This is a genomic window from Psychrobacter sp. MF31 (assembly GCF_012847335.1).
GTDB lineage: Bacteria > Pseudomonadota > Gammaproteobacteria > Pseudomonadales > Moraxellaceae > Psychrobacter.
The window spans coordinates 219,111-245,208 of record NZ_JABBDX010000001.1 but is presented as its reverse complement, the minus strand read 5'-3'; the positions used below and the strand labels follow the sequence as shown (position 1 = coordinate 245,208).

General features: G+C 44.6%; 20 protein-coding genes and 1 other RNA gene. 10 read left to right on the top strand and 11 right to left on the bottom strand.

Annotation, left to right across the window (positions count from 1 at the left end; all coding sequences use genetic code 11):
- Nucleotides 1-5 precede the first annotated feature (5 nt).
- From HF322_RS01035 to ffs, 8 genes are all read right to left on the bottom strand, one after another.
- The gene (locus tag HF322_RS01035) at nt 6-1,634 is read right to left on the bottom strand and encodes an ABC transporter ATP-binding protein (RefSeq protein ID WP_169391538.1); all 1,629 of its coding nucleotides are present in this window, start codon (nt 1,632-1,634) and stop codon (nt 6-8) included.
- Complete coding sequence (locus HF322_RS01030; RefSeq protein WP_169391537.1) at nt 1,631-2,689, bottom strand: ABC transporter permease; 1,059 nt, start codon at nt 2,687-2,689, stop codon at nt 1,631-1,633. The genes HF322_RS01035 and HF322_RS01030 overlap by 4 nt, the downstream gene beginning before the upstream one ends.
- Nucleotides 2,690-2,691: 2 nt before the next feature.
- Nucleotides 2,692-3,750, bottom strand: a complete 1,059-nt coding sequence (locus HF322_RS01025) for a microcin C ABC transporter permease YejB (protein WP_169391536.1) — start codon at nt 3,748-3,750, stop codon at nt 2,692-2,694.
- 75 nt (nt 3,751-3,825) lie between these two features.
- Nucleotides 3,826-4,605, bottom strand: a complete 780-nt coding sequence (gene gloB / locus HF322_RS01020; RefSeq protein ID WP_169391535.1) for a hydroxyacylglutathione hydrolase — start codon at nt 4,603-4,605, stop codon at nt 3,826-3,828.
- A gap of 97 nt (nt 4,606-4,702) precedes the next feature.
- Nucleotides 4,703-6,496 (bottom strand): extracellular solute-binding protein, encoded by a 1,794-nt coding sequence (locus tag HF322_RS01015; RefSeq protein WP_223193142.1) that lies wholly within the window; start codon nt 6,494-6,496, stop codon nt 4,703-4,705.
- A 43-nt stretch (nt 6,497-6,539) separates the two neighbouring features.
- Nucleotides 6,540-7,646, bottom strand: coding sequence for a 3-phosphoserine/phosphohydroxythreonine transaminase (serC, locus tag HF322_RS01010; protein WP_169391533.1), 1,107 nt, complete (start codon nt 7,644-7,646; stop codon nt 6,540-6,542).
- Between the two features lie 52 nt (nt 7,647-7,698).
- Nucleotides 7,699-8,517 carry a hypothetical protein gene (locus HF322_RS01005; RefSeq protein WP_169391532.1) on the bottom strand — a complete coding sequence of 273 codons (819 nt, stop codon included), beginning with the start codon at nt 8,515-8,517 and terminating at the stop codon, nt 7,699-7,701.
- Between the two features lie 319 nt (nt 8,518-8,836).
- Nucleotides 8,837-8,933, bottom strand: an RNA gene (gene ffs, locus HF322_RS01000) — signal recognition particle sRNA small type.
- Between the two features lie 176 nt (nt 8,934-9,109).
- Between ffs and HF322_RS00995 the strand changes: the two genes are divergently transcribed.
- On the top strand, nt 9,110-9,826 hold the full coding sequence (locus HF322_RS00995; protein ID WP_169391531.1) for an SIMPL domain-containing protein: 717 nt from the start codon (nt 9,110-9,112) through the stop codon (nt 9,824-9,826).
- A gap of 63 nt (nt 9,827-9,889) precedes the next feature.
- Here HF322_RS00995 and HF322_RS00990 read toward each other — a convergent pair whose 3' ends face one another.
- Nucleotides 9,890-10,699: a DUF4124 domain-containing protein gene (locus HF322_RS00990; protein WP_169391530.1), complete on the bottom strand. Its 810-nt coding sequence runs from the start codon at nt 10,697-10,699 to the stop codon at nt 9,890-9,892.
- A gap of 153 nt (nt 10,700-10,852) precedes the next feature.
- Entirely contained in the window at nt 10,853-12,262 is a 1,410-nt protein-coding gene (glnA, locus tag HF322_RS00985) for a type I glutamate--ammonia ligase (protein ID WP_169391529.1), read from the bottom strand.
- Between the two features lie 413 nt (nt 12,263-12,675).
- Here glnA and HF322_RS00980 point away from each other — a divergent pair, with 413 nt between their 5' ends.
- The 4 genes from HF322_RS00980 to HF322_RS00965 are packed head-to-tail and all read left to right on the top strand — an operon-like array spanning nt 12,676 to nt 16,150.
- Nucleotides 12,676-13,299 (top strand): aminodeoxychorismate/anthranilate synthase component II, encoded by a 624-nt coding sequence (locus HF322_RS00980; protein ID WP_169391528.1) that lies wholly within the window; start codon nt 12,676-12,678, stop codon nt 13,297-13,299.
- 44 nt (nt 13,300-13,343) lie between these two features.
- Nucleotides 13,344-14,456 carry an anthranilate phosphoribosyltransferase gene (gene trpD, locus HF322_RS00975; protein WP_169391527.1) on the top strand — a complete coding sequence of 371 codons (1,113 nt, stop codon included), beginning with the start codon at nt 13,344-13,346 and terminating at the stop codon, nt 14,454-14,456.
- A 35-nt stretch (nt 14,457-14,491) separates the two neighbouring features.
- Nucleotides 14,492-15,352, top strand: coding sequence for an indole-3-glycerol phosphate synthase TrpC (trpC, locus tag HF322_RS00970; RefSeq protein WP_169391526.1), 861 nt, complete (start codon nt 14,492-14,494; stop codon nt 15,350-15,352).
- Between the two features lie 60 nt (nt 15,353-15,412).
- Nucleotides 15,413-16,150, top strand: coding sequence for a Smr/MutS family protein (locus tag HF322_RS00965; protein WP_169391525.1), 738 nt, complete (start codon nt 15,413-15,415; stop codon nt 16,148-16,150).
- Nucleotides 16,151-16,217: 67 nt separating this feature from the next.
- Here HF322_RS00965 and HF322_RS00960 read toward each other — a convergent pair whose 3' ends face one another.
- The gene (locus tag HF322_RS00960; RefSeq protein WP_219848135.1) at nt 16,218-18,200 is read right to left on the bottom strand and encodes a mechanosensitive ion channel family protein; all 1,983 of its coding nucleotides are present in this window, start codon (nt 18,198-18,200) and stop codon (nt 16,218-16,220) included.
- Between the two features lie 335 nt (nt 18,201-18,535).
- Between HF322_RS00960 and HF322_RS00955 the strand changes: the two genes are divergently transcribed.
- The 5 genes from HF322_RS00955 (at nt 18,536) to HF322_RS00935 (ending at nt 25,924) form a co-directional block, all read left to right on the top strand.
- Entirely contained in the window at nt 18,536-20,428 is a 1,893-nt protein-coding gene (locus tag HF322_RS00955; protein ID WP_169391524.1) for a TonB-dependent siderophore receptor, read from the top strand.
- Between the two features lie 236 nt (nt 20,429-20,664).
- Complete coding sequence (gene ahcY, locus HF322_RS00950; RefSeq protein WP_169391523.1) at nt 20,665-22,089, top strand: adenosylhomocysteinase; 1,425 nt, start codon at nt 20,665-20,667, stop codon at nt 22,087-22,089.
- 10 nt (nt 22,090-22,099) lie between these two features.
- Nucleotides 22,100-22,948, top strand: a complete 849-nt coding sequence (gene metF / locus HF322_RS00945) for a methylenetetrahydrofolate reductase [NAD(P)H] (RefSeq protein ID WP_169391522.1) — start codon at nt 22,100-22,102, stop codon at nt 22,946-22,948.
- A gap of 279 nt (nt 22,949-23,227) precedes the next feature.
- A complete protein-coding gene (locus HF322_RS00940) occupies nt 23,228-24,103 on the top strand; it encodes a 16S rRNA (uracil(1498)-N(3))-methyltransferase (protein ID WP_169391521.1) in 876 nt (291 codons plus the stop codon).
- Nucleotides 24,104-24,169: 66 nt separating this feature from the next.
- Nucleotides 24,170-25,924 carry a bifunctional diguanylate cyclase/phosphodiesterase gene (locus HF322_RS00935; protein WP_169391520.1) on the top strand — a complete coding sequence of 585 codons (1,755 nt, stop codon included), beginning with the start codon at nt 24,170-24,172 and terminating at the stop codon, nt 25,922-25,924.
- Nucleotides 25,925-26,098: the final 174 nt, after the last annotated feature.

The following is a 26,098-nucleotide window of genomic DNA, read 5'->3' as shown; positions in this document are numbered from 1 at the left end:
TCACTTTAAGCGCCATTAATTTGCTGCAACAACGCTTGGGTATACTCATGTTTGGGATGATTAAAAACAGTTTCCGCCCTGCCCACCTCAACACAAACGCCATCTTTAAGCACCAGTATTGACTGACAAAGTGCGCGAACGACGTTTAAATCGTGGCTAATCATCACAAAGCTGATGCCAAAGTGTTGTTGAATATCCCGAAGCAGTTTGACAACCGTCACTTGAGTTGAGCTGTCAAGCGCGGAGGTTGGCTCATCAAGAATGATAAGTTTGGGCTTCATGATAAGCGCTCGGGCAAGGGCAACGCGCTGACGCTGACCGCCCGACAACTCATGCGGATAGCGGTGGATAAAATCGGCAGGAAGCTGAACGGTTTGCAAGCTATCAATAACTTTTAATTGCCGCGCAGCTTTATCAATACCTTGAGCAATTAACCCCTCTTCAATGATTTGCAATACCGTCATTCTAGGGTTGATACTGGCAAAAGGGTCTTGAAACACCATTTGAATTTGCGAGCGAAATTTACGAAGCTCGGACTTGCTAAGCGCCATAATATCTTGATTATGAATGCAAATTTGACCGTCAATTTTTGCTTGATTGCTCAATAATCGGCAAAGCGCAAGCGCGGTGGTGGTTTTGCCCGATCCTGATTCGCCAACGATACCAAGGGCTTGACCTTGCGGTAAATGAAAGGTTAAGTCTTTTACCGCCTCAAACCAAAGTTTCACCCCACCAAAAAAGCGCTTTTCTATCGGATAGCGGATGGTCAAATTTTCGACCGTTAATACGGAATTTGAGTCATCAGTGATGGTTAGCGCATTGCCAAAATTTTGATTTATCAAAGCGCGCGTATAGTCCGCTTTGGGATTGGCAAAAATGTCTTGGGTTGCGCCCGACTCCACAATAACGCCTTGACGCATGACAATCACATCATCACTATAGCGGCGAACGAGGTTCAAATCATGGCTGATTAACACCATTGCCATGTCGCGCTCAGCTTTTAAGCGGTTTAATAATGCTAAAACCTCATGCTGCAAGGTCACATCAAGGGCGGTGGTCGGTTCATCGGCAATCAAAATGTCTGGATTTTGCGCCAATGCCATCGCAATCATCACGCGCTGACGTTGACCACCGGACAATTCATGGGGAAATCGTGACAGCTTATCGTTTGGATTATTGATTTGAACGTCGTTTAATAAGTTCAGCGTTTGCTTATGCCAGTTGGCTTTTGGAATTCCAGCAAGTTTTAATGACTCGGTGATTTGCTTGCCCACCGTATGCAGCGGATTGAGCGCAGTCATCGGCTCTTGAAAAATCATGCCAATCCGGCGACCGCGAATGCTTTTAAACAGTTTATCGTTGTTGTCAGCATCATTAATAGGCAACGCGCCGACTTCAGTTAATTGAACTTGACCTGAAATATTGAGACTCGTTGGTAGTAGCCCAAGCAATGCTAAGCTACTAATCGATTTTCCTGAACCGGACTCACCAACGATGGCAAGGGTTTTGCCTTTTTGTAATTCAAAGCTTAAATCCTCCACCAAAACGGCTTGATTTGGCATTACAATCTGCAAATTTTGAACGCTTAATACCGAAACATTGGCATTGTTTATTGTTGAATCAATTGGCTTCATGATGAGCGCCTCGGGTCAAACGCATCGCGAAGCGCTTCACCAATAAAAATCAGCAAGGACAACACAATGGTCAAGCTAAAAAATCCGGATAAAGCAAGCCAAGGCGCATCTAAGTTGTTTTTACCTTGAACCATCAACTCGCCAAGCGATGGCGAACCAGGTGGCAAGCCATAACCTAAAAAATCAAGCGCGGTTAACGCCACGATATTAGCAGTGAGCATAAATGGCAACTGCGATAAGCTTGAGGCAAGCGCGTTGGGCAAGATATGGCGAAACATGATTTGCGGGTCACTTACGCCTAAATTGCGAGCCGCGCGGACATAATCAAAATTGCGCGCCCGCAAAAACTCTGCTCGAACCAATCCCACAAGCCCCATCCAACCAAAAAGCAGCATCATGGCAAAAAGCAATGCAATGCTTGGGCTAAATAAGCTGACCAAAATAATAATCATAAACAGCTGCGGCATCCCGCCCCAAACTTCCATAAAACGCTGACCGGCTAAATCTACCCAGCCGCCGTAATAGCCTTGAACCGCACCAATAACAATACCAATTACCGCGCCAGCAAGCGTTAGCGCAATCCCAAACAATAAGGATACGCGCATGCCATAAAGAATCCGCGCGAGAACATCGCGACCTTGGTCGTCCGTTCCAAGCCAGTTTTGCGCGTTGGGCGGCGCAGGATACGGTAACCCAAGCTCAACATTGGGCGTTTGGTCAGCAAAGGCAATCGGTGGCATGACCATAAAGCCTTTTGCTTTAATCAGCTCTTGAACGGCAGGGTCTTTATAATTGGCTTCGGTTTCAAATATCCCGCCAAACGCCGTTTCCGGATAGGCTTTGGCGACTGGAACAAAGTAGCGATCATCAAATTTAACCAGTAGCGGCTTGTCATTGGCAATCACGTTTGCTGCCATACAAATTACAAAAATAACTAAAAATGCAATGAGCGAGATAACGCCCAAACGATTTTGCTGAAAGCGATTCAGCCGAGCTTGCCAAATCGGATTTAAACGGTTTTTTTCTGATACAGATTTTTGAGCGATTTTAGCCATCATTAGCGACCCTCAAAATCAATTCGCGGGTCAATCAGCTGATAGCTGACATCGCTAATAAGTTGCAGCAGCAGCCCAACCAAGGTAAAAATAAATAGCGTTCCAAAAATCACCGGATAATCCCGCTGAACAATGGCCTCAAACCCTAAAAGTCCCAAGCCATCAAGCTTAAAAATAATCTCAATCAAAAAGTTGCCGGTAAAAAATATCCCAACGATGGCGGACGGAATCCCCGCGATAATAATCAGCATGGCATTTCGAAATACGTGACCGTAAAGCACTTGCCGCGACCCCAAACCTTTGGCGCGGGCGGTCAACACGTACTGCTTGCCAAGCTCCTCCAAAAAGCTAAACTTGGTCAAATACGTAAGCCCTGCAAAGCCGCCAATCGTACTTGCCAATAGCGGCAGCGCCAAATGCCAAAAGTAATCTTTAACTTTGCCAAACAAGCTTAAGTCCGCAAAGTTTTCGGAGGTCAGCCCTTGCAGCGGAAAGATATGCCAATAGCTGCCCCCTGCAAAAAATACCAATAAAATTACCGTAAATACAAACACCGGAACCGCGTGACCGACCGCAAGCAGCATTGCCGTAGTTTTATCCATCATGGAATTGTGGTGAATGGCTTTATAAATGCCAAGCGGAATGGCAATCAGATAAATCAGCAAAGTGCTCCAAAGCCCAAGCGATATGGACACGGGCATTTTTTCAAGAATTAATTCGGTGACCGATTGACCTTTAAAAAACGACTCCCCAAAATCAAGCTTGGCGTAATTTTTTAGCATCAACCAAAAGCGCTCGGGGGCGGATTTGTCAAAGCCATATTGCTTATTGATCGCCGCGACCATGTCCTCAGACAAGCCGCGAGTGCCTTGATAGGTGCTGTTGTTACCGCTGCCGATATTGCCCTCAACCGCGCCCATTTTTGCCGCTTGCTCAATTTGCGCGATTTGCTGCTCAACAGGACCTCCGGGGGCAGCTTGTACAATCACAAAATTTGCCAGCAAAATGAGAAATAGCGTTGGGATGATCAGCAGCAAACGTTTGATGATATATCGTCCCATAGCGCCGTCCTATCGTTGAGTTAAGGTTAAAAAAAATCACAGCTTAATCAATAACTTAAAATAAATCTTCAAAGTCTAAAAATTGTTTTTAAGTTCACGAAGCGCCGCAAATACCGTCAATGGCTTATCATCGGGCAATGGCGTTTGACCACTTGCTCCTGCAATCACACTTGACTCAGAGGTTCGCAAAAACACGTTAACCGCGCGCTCATGAGCTAAAGTTACTGGAAGCGTTGGGATACCTTTCGCGGTTTTGGCTTGGGCATCAATAAGTGCCTCTTGAATGTCGATATTGTCAGGCTCAATCGTCAGCCCAAAGCGCAAATTACTTTGGGTATATTCATGAGCCGGATAAAACAAGCTGTCCTCAGGTAAGCTTGCCAATCGCGTTAAGCTGTCAAATAGCTGCTCAATCGTTCCGGTAAACACCCGACCACAGCCACCGCTAAACAGCGTATCGCCGCAAAAGATATGCTTTTTACCTTCAATATCAAGAACATATGCCAAATGATTTGCCGTATGTCCTGCGACTTCCCAAACTTGCGCGGCATGACACCACGCATTGACTGTACTACCTTCTTTAACCGCTTGGTCTTGCGCCACGCCATGCTCATTGTGGGCGACGATATGGGTCATTGGGAAATGCTCTTGCAATTCTGCCACGCCACCAGTATGGTCATGATGATTGTGGGTCACCCAAATTGCGGTCAACTCCAAGCCATTAGCGCTTAAATACTCAATCACAGGCGCCGCTTGACCGGGATCAATCACGATGGCTTGGTGGTTGCTTTGGTTGATGAGCGTCCAAATATAATTGTCGGTAAAGGCTTTGATGGGATAGATTTGTAGGCTCATATCGTCTCCTAATCATGGTTTTTTTAAACTAATTTTTAATTTAGTAAAGTTTTATTTTAGCAATATAAAATTAGTGATTTTTATTTTAAATCGGCGCTTATTTTAAATAGTCGTCTACACGCGCCGCCGCTTGTTTATCCGACCACCAATAATCTATGCCAATGGCGTTGCTTGGCAATTTATCCACGTGGCGGTACTCATCCCAATAGGCGACCGTTGTTGTCGTTTTGCCATAAAGCGGCACTAAATAATGTCCTGCTCGCAACAATCTGTCTAAAACTTTGGTATAAAGAATGATTTCGTTGCGGTTTTTGGCATTCCCAAGCTTAGCAATCACGCTATCTATCGCCGCGTTTTTTATTCCCATGGTATTGTTATTACCTGCTTCATCTGCCGCCGCGCTGCCCCAATACGCCGCTTGCTCGGTGCCAGGGGATAAACTCTGCGCAAAATTATCCATTGTCATATCAAAATCAAAGCGGCGCATTCGTTCATAATATTGCGCGTTATCGACCTGCCGAAGCTGAACCTTAAAGCCCAAGCGCTCAAGGTTTCGGGCATAAGGTAAAATCACGCGAGAAAGCTTTTCATCCTCTATTAAAATCTCAAGTGCCGCGCGTTTACCATCAGGCTGATATAACTGCATATTTTTATAAAAAAATCCGGCAGATAGCAGCAATTTTCGCGCTTTTAGCAAATTGTCACGGTTAAAGCCGCTGCCGTCAGATTTCGGTGACTGCCAAGGCGCAAGCACCGCTTGACGCTGAATCGGCTCAAGCTTGTCCAAAAGTGGCAACAATACAGCAAGCTCCGCGGTTGATGGCGCGCCCACAGCCGCAAGCTCTGAGCCGTGAAAATAACTTTGCAAGCGCTCATATTGATGATGAAAAAGGGTTTTATTCATCCATTCAAAGTCATAAGCGAGCGTTAATGCTTCGCGCACGCGAATGTCTTGAAAAATCTTGCGGCGCTGATTCATAACCAGACCCTGCATCGCTACAGGATTGGCGCTTGGGATGGCTTCTCTTTCAATGAGCCCTGCTTTGACTGCCGGAAAATTATAGCCGGTTGCCCAATTCGCCGCTTTGCTTTCAGATCGAAAGCGGTATTGTCCCGCTTTAAACCCCTCAAAGGCAATCTCATCACTTTGATAATAAATAAATTTAATATTTTTAAAATTAAATCTGCCGCGGTTTGCCATCACTTGCCAGCCCCAATAGTTGGGATCACGGACGTAGCTGACCGAGCGCCCAGCCTCAACGCGACCTAATTTATAAGGTCCACTTCCCATTAAAGGCTTTAAGCTGATCTTTTCAAAATCTTTATCAATGGAGGATTTGGCAAAAATAGGAAACTGACCAACGGTTAATAAAATTTCTTTATTGTCACTGTTGGCAAAGTTGAATTTGACGCGGTGCTTATCAAGAGATTCAATACTTTTAATATCACCCAAATAACTGCGAACGAACATGGGACCTTTGGTTAATAGCGCCTCATAAGTGGCTTTAACATCCGCACTGGTGACGGGCGTGCCATCCCAAAACCGCGCTTTTGGATCGAGATGATAAACAATCCAGCTCGTATCGTCAGGGTCAAAGGTGGCACTGGTCGCAAGCTGCGGATACATGGTGAAGGCTTCGTCAAGCGAGCCGGTCATCAAGGTATCATAAAGGTAATCGGTGCCAATCATCGGCACGCCTGTGGTCATCCATTTGTTTGCAGCATTAAAGCTGCCGCGCGCCTCAAGCGATAACGTGCCGCCAATCGGTGCATTTGGGTTGGCATACGGCAAATGGGAAACTTGCGTATATTTTGCCGTGCTGTTATGACCAAGCGCCGTGGTGGTGATGGGCGCGGCAATCGCAAATAATGGCAAAGCGCTTGCCGCCATCAATACTAAAGGCAGCAAACGCTTTGTTAATGCCAAACGCAGGCTAGCCATGCTTTTGTTCAAACTTATGCATAAAGTCGACCAATTGCTCAACCCACTCAAGCGGTACAGCGTTATAGATGCTGGCGCGCATTCCGCCAACTTCGCGGTGACCTTTGAGATTTAAGAGTCCGGCTTTTTCTGACTCTTCTAAAAACAGCTTATCAAGGCTGCTGTCTTTTAAGGTAAACGGCACGTTCATGATTGAGCGGTGCGCTTTGGCAACCGCATTGTGATAAAAACTGCTGTTATCAATGGTGTCATAAAGCAATTTGGCTTTTTGTTCATTAATTTTGCCGATGGCTTCAACGCCGCCTTGTGCTTCTAACCAATCAAACACCAGTCCTGCTAAATACCAAGAATAGGTGGCAGGGGTATTTGACATCGATTCTTTTTCGGCTTGGTGCTCGTAGTTGAGCAGCATCGGGCACCACTCGCTAACATTACCAAACAAGTCCTCGCGGATGATAACAATGGTCAAGCCAGCAGGACCGATATTTTTTTGCGCGCCCGCGTAAATCATAGCAAATTTGGTGACGTCAATCGGCTGCGACAAAATGCAAGACGACATATCGGCAATGATAGGCGCATCAACCTTGGGCGGCTCAAAGATTTGTAAGCCATGAATGGTTTCATTCGCGCAGTAATGAAAATAAGCCGCATTGTCGCTCAGTTTCCACTCACTTTGATCAGGAACGTCGGTAAATTTCGTGCTCTCGCCGCTTGCTACTTGATTCACTGTACCAAGTCCCAATTTGGCATAGCGCTCAGCTTCTTTCACGGCTTTTTTTGACCACGTTCCGGTCGTTAAATAATCTGCCGTCTTGCCATTCAATAAGTTCAGCGGAATGGCAGAAAATTGCAAACTCGCACCACCTTGTAAAAACAGCACTTTATAATTTTCAGGAATACCCATCAATCGGCGCAATTTGGCTTCGGCATTTTGGGTCATGGCAATATAATCCGCGCTGCGGTGGCTCACTTCCATCACCGACAGCCCGCGACCTTCCCAATCAAGTAATTCCGCTTGAGCGCGAGCAAGAACGTCGGTCGGCATGGTGGCAGGACCTGCACAAAAATTGGCAAGGCGCTTTGGGTTATTATTACTCATGAGCATTATCCTTTATCGATGGCATCTTTATGGGTCAATGGGTCAGTCAAAATCATAATGAACGGGTTGAAATTTGTTGCCAAAAGTCACGTTTTAAGCTTGCATCTTCTAGCATAGCATCTAATGTGGGTAGCGGGCGAATATTTGGGTGCAAAACGCCCTCAGGCAATTCAGTCAGCGCCCCAATGTGAATGTCCTCGCGACCAAGGTTAAAAATGTAACCTGCAAAACTGGCATTGGCAAGCGTTTGCGTCGTCATTCCTGAACAAATGGGAAAAGAAAAAGGCGTACATGATAAGGTCAAGGCGGTAGTAATATTGCGCCAAAGCTGCTCACCCTCTTTTGACAATTTACTGACATCCACAATCAACACCCAATCTTGAAACCTTGCTCCCTCTAGCGCAAACGGCGCAAGGGTCAGCTCCTTCGGCTCAGTAATGATCGATGATTGACCTTTCTCTAATTCGCCATCAAAAGCTTCGTTTTCAAAAATTTTTTCATCAAAAAAATCGTGACTTAACTCATCATCCGCAGGCGCATTGATGGTCAAATCTGAATTAACGATCTCATCATTTGAATAAGAAATTGGTGGTTCAGTAATCGCTATATCAGTAGACTGAGGAATTTGATGGCTACTGACGACTGGGCTTTGGGACGTTGGTAAGGCTAAGATCGCATCATTATTGCCATCATCTGCCACAATACTACTGATAGTTACTGTTGCTGTGGTCGGTCGAACCCAAGCGCTAATTCCCATCATCGCCAAAATTTGTCGCTGCTGCTGTTGTCTTAAGCGCTGCAATAATTGCCGATCTTGGTTACCCTCTACCAAATTAGCTTGGGCTTTGGCAATATCTTTTGTGTCACTCATTGTTGCCGCCCAAAATTAATCCCCTAAATTTCAAATTTTAATTACTCAAACTGCTTAAGCTTTTTTATCTAGCGACGTGCTAGGTAATCAAAATCATCTTAAGTCATGACTTGATTGAGCATTAATTTGTCCAAAATACCAAACCAGTTTGAATAGCTATTATAAGCGATTTTGGTAGATTTTTGGAAAAACGAGGATCAACAAATTAAGAAAAGTCATTGCAGTAGCCGCTAAATTGATTTGGCAAATAAAAAACTCGCCAAATAGCGAGTAGCAATTAAAAGTTTAGCGTGGTCAAATTTTAGGCAAAAAAAAGCGACTCCATCAGCACATCCTCGGCACACATTAAAACTATTACCGTTGCTACCTTCCGGTCCTGGCGGGGTTCATAGAACAATGTTGCGAGGCTACCAATGGAGCCACCGAGGATGATTATACAAGAACTAAGCACAAATTCAAGCCTTATTGCGCTTTTATTGCCAAAATTTGGTTAATTATGCCCTATTATTGACAAAATCATCATAGAATATTTATCAAAATTTGCTATTTTAGCCTTCAGACTATTGCAATTTTTATTATTGAGGATACTATGATGAGAAAGTTTCTTACTGCTAGGAGTATTATTGCTATGAGTTCAGCAGGACTACTTACCGCTGCAGCTATGAATGCTCAAGCAGCCCCTACAGGTTACGACCAAGTCACTTTTCAAAGTGAAGTTAAAGAAGAAGTTGCCAACGACGAAGTTCGCGCAAGCCTTTATAAAAAGGCGCAAGCTCCCGATGCCAAATCGCTTGCCACCCAGTTAAATACGGCGGTTAACAGTGCTCTTAATATTGCCAAGCGCTATCCAAGCGTGACCGTCAGCACCGGTCAGCAAAGCACTTACCCACGCTATGATAAAAATGATAAAATCATTGGCTGGACCGGTCAAGCCAATATCGATATTAAGAGCACCGATTTTACTGCGACCAGCCAGCTGATTGCTGATTTGCAATCAATCATGGTGATGGATAGTCTAAACTTTGGCGTCTCTAACGCTAAAAAAGCAACAATCGAGCAGCGCTTAATGACCGAAGCCTCGCGCGCCTTTCAAAACCAAGCGAAAAACTTAACCCGCGCTTGGGATGCTCGTGGCTACCGCGTGGTCAATGTCAATTTAAATACGGGAAATCAATATCCGGTTCCAGTATTTAGAACCATGAGCATGAAAGCAGAATCGGCGGATGCTTCGGTTCCAAGCCAAAACTTTGAGTCGGGAAATAGCACCATTTCGGTTACCGCAAATGGTACGATTGAGCTGACCAAATAAGTATTTAGAACAGATGTTAAACCAAAGGCAATCTAAATTTAGGTTGCCTTTTTTATTGCCCATTTACTTTCCAATCAACGCGCCAAAGGGATCATTAGGCGCGGTTTGACGTTTTTTAGCGGCTTCGGCTTGGTTGATGTTGTCCTGACGGAGTTTAAGCAGTATTTTTTGTGGCAACGATAGCCGCTCATAAGCTTGCAGCTGCGCCGCAATTTTTTTATTATTTTGCAAAACGGTCGTGTTTTGGATGACATAAACCGTCTGCGAGACTTGGGAGATTGTTTGACCTGATTTGTTGGTAATCGCTGCGCTGATGGTATGCTGCCCTGGCATTAAATCGACGGTAGGAACGTTTGCACTTAAGCCTTGAGCAATCGCTGCGCCATCGATATAAATGGTGACACTATCGCTTGATTTAAGCGCAGGCTTGACTTGCAAATTGACCACGATATTTTGTGCAGGGCGACGATAAGCGCGTTCAGCTGAAGGCTCGGTCATGGTTAGCTGATAACTGGGGCTTGGCAGTTGCGGTTTGGTTTTGCTGCTGTTTTCGTTACTGGTTTGAGCATTGTTTGCTGCCGTACTTTGCGAACTGTTTTGATGATTTGTTTGCTGAGGCGGCGCAGGTTGGCTTACAGCTTGATTGTTTGCGGTGCGATTATTTAATAGCGCCGTACTTTCAGAAACGGCAACAGGGGTAATCGTTTTTCCGGCTTGATTTTCATAATGCTGCGGGTTGTCGGTAAAAGTGATGCGACCGCTGTCATCAACGACTTTATAAATGGGCGTTGCCATTGCGATCATGCTAAAACTTGCCAGCACTACCACTGCCCCAACGCTTTTATAAGCGCGCCATTTTGCAAATTTTTTCATTATACTTTTCCAAATTTTAAAAATTTGTTTAACGTTATCAAGCTTATTATGCGGTATATTTTTCTAAAAAACAGGCTATTTTAAAATCAGCGCTCAATAAAAAACCAGCTAAGGCAACCCCTAACTGGTTTTTAAACTTTAAAAAAATAAAGATTAGCAGCTGTAATACATATCAAACTCGACCGGATGAACGGTGATGTTCAAGCGCAGCACTTCTTCTTCTTTAAGCGCGATAAAGGCTTCAAGCATGTCTTTGGTAAACACATCACCTTTTAATAAAAACTCATGGTCGTCTTTAAGCGCTTGCAAGGCAACTTCAAGATTTTCAGCAACCGTTGGGATTTGCGCGCCTTCTTCAGGAGGCAAATCGTAAAGGTTTTTGTCGGCAGCTTCCCCGGGGTGGATTTTGTTTTGAATCCCGTCAAGCCCTGCCATTAATAGCGCGGCAAAAGTCAAGTATGGGTTTGCCGCAGGATCAGGGAATCGGGCTTCAACGCGGACGGCTTTGGGGCTTGACACGTGAGGAATACGAATTGACGCTGAGCGGTTCGACGCTGAATACGCAAGCTTAATCGGCGCTTCATAATGCGGCACAAGGCGCTTATAGCTGTTGGTCGATGGGTTGGTGATGGCGTTGAGCGCGCGGGCATGCTTGATGATCCCGCCGATAAAATATAGCGCCGTTTCCGAAAGACCAGCATATTCATCGCCTGAAAAGATGTTTTGACCGTCTTTTGAAATCGACATATGAACGTGCATGCCAGAGCCGTTATCGCCAACGACTGGCTTTGGCATAAAGGTTGCCGTTTTGCCAAACTGATGAGCAACGTTGTGAACGACGTATTTAAGCTGTTGAACTTCATCGGCTTTTTTAACCAAGGTGTTAAACGCGACACCAATTTCAAGCTGACAAGGAGCTACTTCATGGTGATGAACTTCGATGCTGCCCTCGCCGACAATTTCTTCTAAGCGCTCACACATGACCGAGCGCATATCTTGGCTGCTGTCAATTGGTGGCACAGGCATATAGCCGCCTTTAACGCGCGGACGGTGACCCATATTGCCCCACTCGTAGCTGTTATTGCTCGACCAAGCCGCTTCTTCAGCGATAATCGCATGGCTGACCCCTGACATGGCGATCGACCATTTGACCTCGTCGAACACAAAAAACTCAGGTTCAGGACCAAAAAATGCGGTATCGCCAATGCCCGTTGATTTTAAATACTCTTCAGCTCGGCGCGCAATCGAGCGTGGATCGCGCTCATAGCCTTGCAAGGTTGATGGCTCAATGATGTCACAAGTGACCACCACCGTCACGGCATCAAAAAACGGGTCAATAAACGCCGTTTCAGGATCAGGTCGCAAAATCATGTCGGACGCCTCAACGCCTTTCCAGCCAGCGATTGATGAGCCATCGAACATTTTGCCGTCTTCGATCACCTCATCATCAATGCTTGCTGCCGGAAAGCTGATGTGATGCTCTTTGCCGCGGGTGTCGGTAAAGCGAAAATCCACCCATTTGGCGTTTGACGATTCAATAAGCTCTAATAATTTATTCGACATAAAAAAGATTCCTCGTGATGGTCGTGGTAGCCGGTGGCAGATGGTTGTCAGCACAATACAAGCGATTAAATCATTGCAACCTTAAAAGCTTTGGCTATTTTAACAATTTCTGATTAAGATTGCTTGAGTGGTTAAGCGAACTTTTCAAAAATTTATGATTGCGATGATGGTTTGCAATAAATAAGCGGTTAATCTTTGGGCAAACTTTGCAATTGCGGTTGGATTTTGCGCCCTAGTTTTGGCTATAATCAAGCTTACCATGGCAGCTTGCCAAAATAATGGTAAGATATCCTAGCTACTGACTCAAACTATTAAATGAATCCTTTGAACTCAAAAAAACCTTAACTATTAATTTTAGCCCACCACCAACCGGCTTTTGCCGCTTTCAATGTTTCAATCAGGTTGACAAGCTTATGATTTTGATGATCGATAATTACGACAGCTTTACGTACAATATTGTACAGTATTTTGGTGAATTAAAGCAGGACATCACCGTTTGGCGTAACGATCAGGCAACGATTGCGGACATTAAAGCGCTTGCTCCTGACGTGATTGTCATCGGTCCTGGACCTTGCGACCCCGATCGCGCGGGGATTTCGCTTGAAGTCATCAATCAGCTTCAAGGCATCATTCCCATTTTGGGGATTTGTCTGGGTCATCAAGCCATCGGTCAAGCTTTTGGCGGTGATGTGATTAAAGCCGGGCTTGTGATGCACGGTCGATTGTCCAAGGTTTATCATAACCATCAAGGCGTCTTTACTGATCTGCCAAACCCCGTTGAGGTCACGCGTTATCACTCATTGGTCGTCGATAAAAACACCTTGCCCGACTGCTTTGAGGTCACTGCTTGGACGCAAAACACGGATGGCAGCATCGAGGAAATCATGGGATTTCGCCACAAAACACTCGATATTGAAAGCGTTCAGTTTCATCCTGAATCGATTTTAAGTGAAGCAGGCTATCAGCTATTAAACAATTTTTTGGCGGCGCACGATTTGGCAGTGTTAAGCTCTGACAACTTGCCGCAAGTGGGCTGAGCCATTACGTTTTAAATTTAAAAATAAAAACTAAGTGAACCCTTATGACTAATATTCCAACAAAAAAAGCGACTGATATCGCAGCTTTGAGCGATGATGACGTTCATAAAATTTTGACCACCGCCCTTGAACGCATTTTTCAGCATATTGATTTGACCTTTAATGAGATGCATGAAGTCATGCTAATTATCATGCATGGCAGATGCAGCGAAGCCATGATGGGTGCGATTTTGACCGGACTTCGCATGAAAGGCGAATCGATTGAGGAGATTACCGCTGCGGCTACCGCCATGCGCGATTTGGCGGACAATATCGCTCCAAAAGATTGCGCGAATTTGGTCGATATTGTCGGTACAGGCGGCGATGGCGCCAACTTATTTAACGTGTCCACCGCATCAGCGCTCGTTGCGGCAGCCGCCGGCGCTCAAGTTGCCAAACATGGCAATCGCGGCGTTTCGACCAAATCTGGAAGTTCAGACTTGCTTGAAAAAGCGGGAATCAGCTTAGCCTTAACCCCAAAGCAAACGCTTGATTGCATTGAAAATCAAGGCATTGGCTTTTTATTTGCACCCAATCACCACAGCGCCATGCGTTACGCCAATCCCGTTCGGCGCGAGCTTAAAGCGCGAACGATTTTTAACATTTTAGGACCTTTAACCAACCCTGCTGGCGTTCCAAACTTAGTTATTGGGGTATTTACCGCTCAGCTTTGCGAGCCTTTAGCCAAAGTCATGCAAAACTTAGGGGCGCGTCATGTGATGGTCGTTGGTGCTAAAGACGGCTTGGATGAAATCAGCCTTGCCACCGCCACCACCGTTGCCGAATTAAAAGACGGCGAAATTAGCGTTTACGATTTGCTGCCCGAGCACGCTGGAATCGACTCGCAAGCTTTAGTGGGTCTTGATGTTGCATCCCCTGAGGACAGCTTAAAGCTCATTTCATCGGCGCTGTCCGGCAATTCAACAGATGATAAAAGTATCTTAAAAGCTCGTGATATGATTGCGCTTAATGCCGGCGCGGCAATTTATACCGCAGGAATTGCATCAAGCTATGCCGATGGCGTTAAAAAAGCCCAAAGCGTTATCAATGACGGCTCAGCGCTCGCCAAGATGCAAGTGCTTGCCGACTATTCTCAAAAGCTTGCCGCTTCTGCCTAAATTTTGCTTGTTTAAATGTATTTTTTGGAAAGATTATGACCATCACCGCATCAACAAATCCGGAAATACCTTCCGTTCTTCAGCGCATCGTTGCCACCAAACATGAAGAAGTTGCCGCTGCAAAACAGCAAACTTCGCTTGACGATATCAAAGCTCAAGCAAAAAATATCACTGAGCCTCGTCGCGGCTTTGCCAATGCCTTACGATCGGCAAATTTGGGCGTGATTGCTGAAATTAAAAAAGCGTCGCCATCAAAAGGCATCATCAACCATAATTTTGATCCCGTCACGTTTGCTAAGCAGTATGAGGCAGCAGGAGCAGCTTGTCTGTCCGTATTGACCGATCGCGATTATTTTCAAGGCTGCGATGAGTATTTGATTAAAGCGCGCGCTGCTTGCAAGCTTCCGGTACTTCGAAAAGACTTTATGGTCGATGAATATCAAATTTATCAATCGTTTGTTCTGGGCGCGGATTGTATTTTGTTAATTATGGCGTGCCTTGATGATGATAGCGTTCGGCAATTGCATAAAGTGAGCATCGATCTTGGTATGGACGTTTTGATTGAAATTCATACCCAAGCGGAGCTTGAGCGTGCGTTATTGCTGCCAAAATCTAAGCATAATATTTATGGCATTAATAATCGCAACTTAAATACCTTTGAGGTGAACTTACAAACGACGCTTGATTTAAAGCAAACTTTGCTAGAACATTTGGCAGCAGATGAATCACAAAACCCGCTCATCGTCACCGAAAGCGGCATTCATAGCGCAGAGGACATTCGCTTGATGCTCAATGAAAATATTAACCTATTTTTAATCGGTGAGCAGTTTATGAAAACTGACAACCCCGGCGCGGCGTTACAATCTTTACTTGAATCGGTCGCAGCGCAGGTATAACCTTTTTACTTAAATATTTTTAAATGACTTCTCTTTTTTCTTAACTGACAGTTTATTCTTATGGCAAATTCTTTATTTTCAAAAGACATGCAAGACCAACTTAAAGCGCTTAAAAGTGAGCTTACCCGCGGTCGTGATACCAGTAGCCCTGATGGCGACAATCAAAAGCCAACTGAGCCGATCTCCCTTCCGACCCAAAAGCAAGTTAAAAAAACTGTCAAAAAGCTTGATAGCGAGCAATTGGACGATGACAAAGTGCTGTTTTTGCAAGCGATGCATGGGGTGAACCGTTTAGCCGATAAAAATGTTCGCCCGCCTGCCGGTGGTAGCACGACCAAGCCTGACGCCGCAACGCTATCTAAACGCGCAGCAGCTCAAGGCGGCGAGGAAAATCAGCTTGGCGCGGGGCTTTCGGACATGCAAGCTTTATTAAATCCAGTATCCGGCGAAGCCTATTTATCGTATAAACAAGCAACGCTACAAAACAAAATCTTTACTCAGTTAAAGCAAGGTAAATTGCGCTGGTTTGATGCGGTAGATATTCACGGCTGCACGATTGATGAGGCGCGCGCAGCCATGACACAGTTGCTATCACAAGCTAAGCAAAACAATGAAACGGTCGTCAAAATCGTTCATGGTAAAGGCACCGATGCGGTATTAAAAACCTGTATTAATGGCTGGTTGCGCCAGCTTCCTGAAGTGCTGGCGTTTTGTTCAGCGCCTGCCAAAGATGGTGGCAATGGCGCGGTTTTGGTATTGCTTAAAAAACAAAAAACCGATGAAAAAGACGCTAAATAAGTAGTTAAATTAAGATAAAAAAGGACGGCGATTGCTGTCCTTTTTTGTTTTTGATATTGGTGATTAACTATTTTTCCAAATGCTTAAATTTTGGAAATCGAAAGCCTTTTTGCGCCCGTTTGTATTGGCGTTTATGAAGTGGCTTTTTGCTTTGCTGCTTTAACTGCGCCGCTTTTGCTCGCTCATCGTAGCTGATATCCGTGGCATAAGCGGCATTTTCGACTTCCTCAAGAAGCTTTTTTTGCGCGTCGCTATTGTCTTGATTGCCTTTATCATCAAGCGTTGATTCAAATTTATCGTGAACCGCCTTCACCAAATCTGGGGCGTTAAATCGCTTAGCAGGCAAGTTTTCTTGGTGCAACTGTTCATCAACGATTAACTGCTGAGTTGGCAGTGCATGCTCAACATCATATTGAGCAACCTTTTGTAAGATATCAACAAAAATAATATTTTGCTTATTATAAAATTCAGCAATACCACTGGCATTCACATAAGCTTGCAGCTGAATGACATAGCAATCTTGACGCAGCTCTAAAATATTGACTTGGTTCCACTCGCTATTGGTCAAATAATGCTTGTCCAAAAAGCCGTCTAAGTCTTTAACCATCTTAAAAACCACTTCAATGTCTGCACTACGTTTGATATAAATTTGATGTAAAAATCGGAACATATCGCGGGCAGCAAAGTTTTCAATTTGCATGGAGGAAAAATCGCCGTTAGGAATGGTCACAATGGTTCGCGCCAGTGTTCGGACGCGCGATGAGCGAATGCCAATATCCACCACTGTGCCTTCATAAGTGCCAAATTTGCAATAATCACCCACTCGAACGGGCGAATCAGCAACCACCACCACACTACCGACCAAGTTTTCAATCGTTTTTTGCGCCCCTAAAGCCAGCGCCAAACCACCAACCCCAAGCGCGGCAATCCCTGTAGTTAAATCAAATCCCAAATTGCCAAAAATGACAATGACCGCAAAAATAAGCAGCAGCGCTTTGACGATTTTGCGAAGCAGTCCCAAAATTGACACGCGCTCAGTATAGTTTTTCTTATAACTTAAATTTTCAGCGCGGGTAAAAATGGCATCAATCACGCGAAGTAGTAGCCAAGTAAGCGCAAGCCAAAGTGCGATATCGGTGAAGCGCTTAACAGGCTCTCGCAGCGTGACCGAAACGCCCGCGTAAACCATCACCTCCGACAATGTTACCGCGATAATCACCACAGCAAGCGGTAAAATAACTTTATTTGGCAACGGCAGCGGCGTCCCACGAACGCGCGGATAGATAAATTTGAGCAGATGAAATAGCAGCCAAACAACAATATAAGTGGAAACAAAACCACTGATGGTCAGCCCAAGCGCGGCGACCAAATCGGTAAGTTGATAGCCGAACAGCTTTTTGCCATTAAGGGAATCGATCGAATATTTTGAGACCAACGTTGGCGTGGTGTGTTCAATCACTTCAGGAATTGAGCGCAAAGTTTCATTAGAAAATTGCCAATACTGCTCACCTTTTTTTGAGTCCATACGCTCAAGAACGAGCGGGACGCTTTTATCACCAATATTAATGCTGCCGACTTTTTCTTGATTGGCAGGCAATTGATCGGTCAAATTGCCCTCAGGGGAGTTGTTAATTTGCAAATCCGGCTGAAACCTACCTCCAGCATCAAGCGCTTGTTTAAATTGACGAACCACTGTTGCTGGGTTGTCGGCTTTGGATAAATTAAGATAATTGCTTGCCAGCAAATAGTCATTTTCCCCAAGCGCACTGATAAACCCTTGAACCGTATGGCGCGGCGTATCGCGACCAAAAGGATCAGGCGGCAATTCAGGAGCGCTCTCCTCACTTGTTGTCCCACCAAGACCAAGGACGCCGCCCTCTGCTGCCAAGCTTGCACTAAGTCCTAACTGAACGGTTAATAATGCAGCAACGATGATTCGGCGAACGTGTAATTGCGGACATTTTTTAAGAATACTTAAAAAAGTCGCTATTAAAGTAAATAATGGCGATGACCAAGTTGAAAATACGTTTTTAGTAGGACGCGCGGACAACAAAACAAACCTCGTGAATGATGCTTAAAAATATCAGTCTCTTATCTTAACGGATTAACGAGGAAAGAAACATTAAGCCTCTGTTAAAGTTTTGATTTTCTAGCTCTTTATTTAGCTTTATGCTGATTTTGCTCACAATTTTTTAGATCAAGTAAAGGTTACTAATTTTTACTCTGAATAAAATTCATTTAACCTTGAGGAAACATAAGCTTAATAAAGGTTTTAATACCGCCTTTTTTTATAGATAATAGGCGCATATTTTGATGGCGATCGTTGGTGACAATTTAGCCAGTAGTTAGTTGATAAACTTAGTATTGAGGTTTTGGGAAAAGATTATGCAAACATCAAAGCAAGCAAGCACGTATTTGCACTTTTGTATTTTAAGCGCGCTTGGCATGGCAACGCTTTCAGCCACGGCGGCAGAAATAGATCGCAATGACGACGCGCTACCGCAAGTGGAGCTTGATAAAATTACTGTCACCGCAACGCGAACGCCAACCAAAATCAGCAATACCATTGCGCAAACCCGAGTTATCGATAGCGAGGAGCTTAAGCGTTATCAAGGTCAGACAGCGCTTGATGTTATTATGCGTCAGCCAGGATTTAGTCATTACACTAATGGCGGCATGGGCACAGCAAATAACTTTTACGTTCGTGGTTACGACAGCAAACAGATTTTGGTATTGATTGATGGCGTCCGTTATAGCTCACTATCGCTTGGAACCCCTGCTCTTAACTTATTGCCTGCCGATCAAATCGATCGCGTTGAGATTTTATATGGCGCATCAGGATCAAGCCTTTATGGCTCAGATGCGATGGGCGGCGTGATTCAGGTCTTTACCAAAGGCGCAAACGTCGATAAGACCAACTTTTCAGTAACCGCAGGCGCAGGCTCGCACGATCATTACACGTATGGCGCAAACGCGCAGTTCGCCAACGGTTCAGGAACGACCATGAGCATTGGTGCAAGCCGCAATCAAACGGACGGTTTTAACGCAACCAATCCAAGCTCAGGAGAGTACACTTATAACCCAGATGATGATGGCTTTAAAAGTAATAACTTTAGTGCCACTTTAAATCAGCGAATTAACGATCAGTGGTTGGCTGGCGCTAGTGCCATTTATAGTAAATCAACTAGCGATTTTGATGCAGGAGTTGGCAATGCTTTTGCCAAGCAAGAAAACGGCGCAGCTCAAGCCTTTGTCGATTGGCGTTATCTACCCGGCTCATCGCTTAAATTGCAATACGGTCACTCCATTGATAAATCCGACAACCCGACGTACCAAAGCGTTTACAATACCAAGCAAGATCAAATCAGCCTTGTTGGTCAGCATAAGTTACCTGTAGGGCAAGGTATTTACGGCTTAGAATATCTCAATCAAGGTATTGATACGAGTCAATATAATATTGATGATCGCGATGTGAAGAGCGCGTTTTTAGGCTATGTGTTAGCAAGTCCGCAATTTGATGCTCAAGCTAACCTTCGCTTTGATGACAACTCGCAATATGGCGACAAGACCACTTATAATCTTGGCGGTGCTTATAATATTAGCCCTGAATTTCGAGTTGGCGCTAACTATGCTAAAGGCTTTCGCGCCCCAACGTTTAATGATTTGTATTATCCAGGATCTGGAAATTTAAACTTAAGACCAGAAACGAGCGATAACTACGAAGCCTTTACTGAATTTAATAACGCCAGTCAAGTCACTCGCCTAACCGGCTATCATAACAAAGTCAATGACTTAATCGGCTATGTGCCAAAGCCGACCCCTGAAGACCAATGGGCGGGAAGCAGTGAAAACTTTGCCGAAGCTAAAATCAAAGGTATCTCATTAACTTCCGATTGGGTAATTAATGACTATCTATTTGGTGGTAGCTACGATTATCAGCAAGCTAAAGACAGTAGTGGCGGCAGCAATGATGGCAATTATTTGCCTTATCGTCCTAAACATAAAGGTCTAGTTTACGCAGGATACCGTTTGCCAAGTCTTGATTTGCGCGCTGAATATCAATTCGTAGATGACTATTTTAGTGGCATTGCCAATAGTGAGGCGCAATTAATCGATAGCTATGGTTTGTTCAATATCAGTGGCACTTATCAGTTTAGCGACAACTTATCGATGACCACGCGATTAAACAACATTACCAATAAGAAATACGTCACCACGCCTGGTTATAATACTGATGGAACTAACTTTTTCACCGCGTTAACCTATAACTGGTTTTAATTTTTACTCAAAAATTGCTAAATTTAAAAAAACCGTCGCTTATAGACGGTTTTTTTGGCGCCAGCAAAATTGCTCGCAACAGGTGACAAAGCCTACTTCATCCTTTACAATATTCCCCGCCGAGAGGTGTTGCGCCAGTAGCTGTGCTGCTGTCAGGCTCGGGAAACTGCTTTTTGCGGTCAAAACAACGACACCTGCGTTTTAGTCTTTTTATCACCTTTCGATAGGAGCAAGTTATGGACGCAGTGTCAAATCTCCCCTCTGCCCACACCATCAACCCGTCATTTACCGATTACAAAGTTGCTGATATTAGCCTTGCCGATTACGGTCGCCGCGAAATCAGCCTTGCCGAAGCTGAAATGCCTGCCCTGATGGGGCTTCGCCGCCGCTATGAAAGCGAGCAGCCTTTAAAAGGCGCCAAAATCGTCGGCTGTATTCACATGACGATCCAAACTGCCGTTTTAATTGAGACCCTAGTTGCCCTTGGCGCTGATGTTCGCTGGACGTCTTGCAACATTTTTTCAACCCAAGATCATGCTGCTGCTGCCATTGCCGCTGCTGGAATCCCTGTGTTTGCTTGGAAAGGCGAAACGGAAGAAGAATACGACTGGTGCTTACGTCAGCAGTTGTTTGTCAGCGGTGAAGAAAACGGCAAGCTTTGGGATGCTAACCTAATTTTGGATGATGGCGGCGATTTAACCGCGCTGATCCATGATAAATATCCTGAACTTTTGGACAACATTCACGGTATTTCTGAAGAAACGACCACTGGCGTTCACCGTTTAATCGACATGCTCAAAAAAGGCACGTTAAAAGTTCCTGCCATTAATGTGAACGATGCCGTCACTAAGTCCAAAAACGACAACAAATACGGCTGCCGCCACAGCTTAAACGATGCGATCAAACGCGCCACCGACATGTTCCTAGCCGGTCGCCGCGCTTTGGTCATCGGCTACGGCGATGTGGGCAAAGGCTCAGCGCAAAGTCTGCGTCAAGAAGGCATGATCGTTCGCGTATCAGAAATCGATCCGATTTGCGCGATGCAAGCTTGCATGGATGGTTATGAAGTGCTTTCACCTTACGTTAACGGCGACAACACCGGCGGCGCAGAGGGTATCAACACGCGATTGCTTCAAGATACCGACCTGATCGTCACCACGACCGGAAACTATCACGTTTGTGATAAAAATATGCTTGCTGCGCTTAAATCGGGTGCGGTCGTTTGTAACATCGGTCACTTTGATACCGAAATTGACACCCAATTTATGCGTGACAACTGGCGCTGGGTCGAAATCAAGCCACAAGTTCACCAAGTATTCCGTTCAGATGATGACAGCGATTATTTGATTTTGCTGGCTGAAGGTCGCTTAGTGAACCTTGGTAATGCCACCGGTCACCCGTCGCGCGTGATGGACGGCTCATTTGCCAACCAAGTTTTGGCGCAAATGTACTTGTTTGAGCAAAAATTTGCTGAATTGCCTGTGGATGAGCGCTTTGACAACTTATACGTTCGCGTGTTACCCAAAAAGCTTGATGAAGAAGTTGCCGCCGCGATGGTCGCAGGGTTTAACGGCGTTTTGACCAAACTGACCGATGAGCAAGCAGACTATCTTGGCGTAAGCGTTGAAGGTCCTTTTAAGCCTGAAGAATATAAGTACTAAGGAGCATTGAGTGAGCAAGCCTGCTTTTTCGTTTGAGTTTTTTCCGGCAAAATCTGAAGTTGGTCATGAAAAGCTGCTTAGCACTTTTGATGAGCTTAATGAGTTGTCTCCGGCTTATTTTTCAGTGACTTATGGCGCGGGCGGCTCGACGCGAGATCGAACACTGAGCATCGTTGAGGCGCTCAATGGTCGCAGCGACACGCCTATCACGCCGCATATTTCTTGCATTGGCGATGATAAAAAGCAGATTGCAGAATTGCTTGATCATTATCAGCAGTTAGGGATCAAGCGCTTGGTTGCCCTTCGTGGTGATTTGCCGTCAGGTCAAGTGGGTATGGGGCAATTGCCCTTTGCCCTTGATTTGGTTCAGTTTATCCGCGAGCATTCAGGTGATTATTTTAATATCGAAGTCGCCGCTTACCCTGAGATGCACCCGCAAGCGCGCAGCTTTATGTTTGACATTGATAACCTAGTGAACAAATATAACGCTGGCGCGAACGCTGCCATCACGCAGTTTTTTTACAACGCCGACAGCTATTTATATTTGCGTGATGCCTTAGAGCAGCGCGGTATTGATACTGATGATAAGCCGTTGGTCGCAGGAATCATGCCCATTACCAACTCAAGCAATTTGATCCGCTTTGCGGACAGCTGCGGGGCGGACATTCCGCGCTATTTACGCCGCAAGCTTAGTGATTTTGGCGATGATACCAAAGCCATTCGCGAGTTTGGTTTTGAGGTGGTATTTAGGCTTTGTGAGCGCTTAATCAATGAGGGCGTCCCTGCGATGCACTTTTATAGCATGAATAAAGTTGAGCCAAATAAACGCTTGGTGCAAGCGCTTGGATTGATAACTTAGCCGATTTTGACCCTTTATTAAACCATTCATTTTATAATCTGACATTATTGTAAAGCACTGGCGTTCAATGAGCGCCAGTTTTTTATTTGCCCTGTTATTTATTGATGATAAAGCTTAAAAGCTGACATTATGATTGGTTGGTTAAGACCAGTCGTCATCAACCAGAAAGTTATTTTGTTAAAAAATAAACATTTTTCCATAATTTTAATCTATAAATTAATATATAATAATCGCCGCAACGCGGTTAATTTTGCTTAAATATTTACAGGATCGGTAATCGTGCGACGTTTTTTTTACTCTCAAAGCCCAGATGTCGAGCTGACTTCTAAGCCCGTAGCGCTATCGGATTTAGCCATTGGCACTGAAATTGCGCTAACCTCTGCTATTTTTCATCATTGGATAAAAGTGCTTCGCGCCGCAGTTGGCGATGAAGGCGTGCTTTTTGATGGGTTTGGCGGCGAGACAATGGTAAAAATTAGCCATTTGGATAAAAAAAGCGCAGCGGTAGTGATTCTTGATCATTTAAATATAAATCGTAATTCCGATATTGTTACGATGATTGGGCTTGTGATGAGCCGCGGTGAGCGCATGGATTATGCGATTCAAAAGGCAACTGAGCTTGGCGTCACTGCCATTTGGCTACTCAGCAGTCAGCATGGTGAGGTTCATTTAAAATCAGCTCAAGTTGATAAAAAACTGGCACATTGGCAGCAAGTTGCGGTTGCGGCTTGTGAGCAATGTGGTCTAAATCGCGTGCCACTCATTATTGCGCCGATGCCAATCACTGAATGGCTACAATTGCCATTTGGTGAGGATGTGATCCTAGCGCCAAATAAGATGGCGCCCGTTGTTGCCGATATCAGCATGGATGAATATTATCAGCCGCTGGTACAAAGTCCTACTGTAAAATTGGTGCTAAGTGTTCCAAAAGCAAATCAGCCTTTACTGCCAAAATCGTTATTAGACAGCCTTAGCCTACCAAAGCCTTATGTTCAGTTACTGATCGGCGCCGAAGGGGGGCTTAGTGAAGAAGAGCTTACTGTTGCAGAAAGTTGCGGATTTTTACCATGGCAAATTGGTGATCGTATTCTTCGAACTGAAACGGCGCCTGTGGTAGCCTTGGCGACGTTAAATGCCCTCAAACTGTTACCATAAACTTATAAATATGAAGTAGTAAAAAAGTGACGTCCAACAAATCTTCTGACTTAGGGTGATCCAATGATGACAACATTTCAACCCATTTCAAAAACGACTCAGCACATGTTGCTCGCCAAACTTTGTGAAGATTTAGAGGACGCTATTCTTATTTTAGATGCCGATCTGCGCTATGTCTTTGTCAATCGCGCCCATGAAATCTTGATCGGTTACAGTCAAGAGTTTTTATTGGGGCGACCCTTAGGCATTTATGACAATGAATTTTTACCCGAGCATGAGCTTCAATTGCTCAATAGTGCCATTCAAAACCTAAATGAAAATGAGGTTTATCAGTCAAGCATTGTCATGTCAACGCGCTATGAGCAAAATATCAATTGCCAATTGATGTTTTCTAAATCGATCATCGCAGGTGACGCATATTACGTCGGAATCATCCGCGATGAAACGGATGTTATCAAACAAGAAGCCCAGCTGACTCAGCAAAAAGATCAGCTTAATAAACTGAACAATTACAATCAAATCACAGGGCTTCCCAATCGCAAGGTATTTTTAGCTCAAGCCAGCCAATTGCTCAATGAAAGCCATCAACAAGTGGTGATTATTCGCTTGAATATCGACCGCTATCGCATTTTAATTAGCACGCTTGGTTTGGAGTCGACCAATAATTTAATTAAGCAGTTTTCAGACGAGCTTAGCGCGCTAGAACTTGAGCAATTGCACTGTTTTGCCCATTTTGGCGGCGATGACTTTGGCTTACTGTTTGAGTTTGCTGATGCAAATTTTGCTCACAATGCGCTCGACTTAATCATGCAGCTTTGTGAATGTCCTTTTCTTGTTGACGGTAATTTGCTGTGTTTACACATTTCCGTCGGCGTCAGTTACGCGCCCTGCCATGGCAATCATCTTAAAGATCTGATGAGCAAAGCGGAAAAAGCCTTACTTTATGCCAAACAGCAAGGCGGTGATGACGTCTATTGGTATCGCCCTGATTTAAATATCACCACCGATTATAGCTTAGGATTTGAAGCTGAGCTTAGATTGGGACTGATTAAAGGGCAATTTATTCCTTATTATCAGCCTAAAATTGAGCTGACAACGGGCAGGATTATTGGGTTTGAAGCCTTAGTGCGCTGGCAACACCCTACAAAAGGACTGCTTGCGCCCACCTTTTTTATCGATGCCATTGCCAAATATAAATTGTCATTTGAGCTGTTTCATAAAATGGCAAGCCAAATTGCCGAGCAATTACAGCACTGGCAAAAATTAGAGCTGCCCCAGCACATTTGTATCAATGCCGATGCCGCCGAATTTAGCCAGCCTAATTTTTTCAAGGTTATCAAAACCTTGCTTGATACTCATCAAATCTCTGGTCATAGACTTCAGATTGAAATCACCGAATCCTCACTGATGCTACGTCATGCCGAGGTAAAATCTCAACTCAAAGCGATCAAAGAGCTTGGCGTTTGTTTGGCGCTTGATGATTTTGGTACGGGTTACGCCTCACTTAGTTATTTGCAAGAATATCCCTTTGATTTTATTAAAATCGATCAAAGCTTTACTTCCAAAATTGTCGTTGATTCAACGCAAAAGGCGATTGTGAAAGCCATTTTAGATTTAGCCAAAGCGTTAAATATGAAAGCAGTTGCCGAAGGTATCGAAACCCAAGATCAGCGTGATATTTTGGTAGATATTGGTTGCAATTATGGTCAAGGCTTTTGGTTTAGCCATCCGGTAACCGCAGAAAAAGCCACCAAAATGCTGCTTGACCAACGCGCCGCTCATCAGCACTATGAAAAATTTTTAAACGATTCAAAATTTTAAAATTCATTAACCCCTTGATAATAGGTAATTTTATAGTTTAAAAAAGCCATCAATAACGGAATTTAGTGAAAAGATGCAAGGCGCGATGATGACTTATCAGTTTGGGAGCAAGCCTTGTATAATTATTCCCGACCACCTATCTTTTATACATCTTAGTGGTCACTCAAGCTGCAT